Source organism: Mesorhizobium sp. M2E.F.Ca.ET.209.01.1.1, from assembly GCF_004010375.2.
Classification (GTDB): Bacteria; Pseudomonadota; Alphaproteobacteria; order Rhizobiales; family Rhizobiaceae; genus Mesorhizobium.
Genome location: NZ_SADP02000150.1, coordinates 1 through 488 on the forward strand (window position 1 = coordinate 1; position 488 = coordinate 488).

At 61.9% G+C, this 488-nt stretch carries 1 protein-coding gene; it reads left to right on the forward strand.

Annotated elements, in window-relative coordinates; all coding sequences use genetic code 11:
• Positions 1–488, forward strand: a 488-nt coding sequence (locus EN852_RS35035) for a KUP/HAK/KT family potassium transporter (protein WP_189546347.1), incomplete at both ends; no start/stop codon positions are given.

Below are 488 nucleotides of genomic sequence, written 5' to 3' on the forward strand. Positions count from 1 at the left end.
TTCGTTACGGTTGGTGCAGTCTTCCTCGCCGTCACCGGAGCCGAGGCGCTCTACGCCGACCTCGGCCATTTCGGCCGCAAGCCGATCGTGCTCGCCTGGCTGGCGATCGTGTTCCCTTGTCTGTTGCTCAATTATGTCGGGCAAGGCGCCTTCGTGCTGGCAAATGGCGGCGTTGTCGGTCATCCGTTCTTCGAGATGAACCAGGGCTGGACGCTTATTCCGATGGTCGTGCTTGCCACGGCGGCGACCGTGATCGCCTGCCAGGCGGTGATCTCCGGCGCCTTTTCGCTGACCAGGCAAGCGGTACAGCTCAACATGCTGCCGCGTTTCGTCATCCAGCACACGTCGGAAAAACAGTCGGGCCAGATCTATCTGCCGCGCATCAACCTGATGCTGGCGCTGGTGGTGATGCTGCTGGTGGTCGGCTTCGGCGAATCCAGCCGGCTGGCCTCGGCCTACGGTATTTCGGTGACCGGCAATATGCTGGT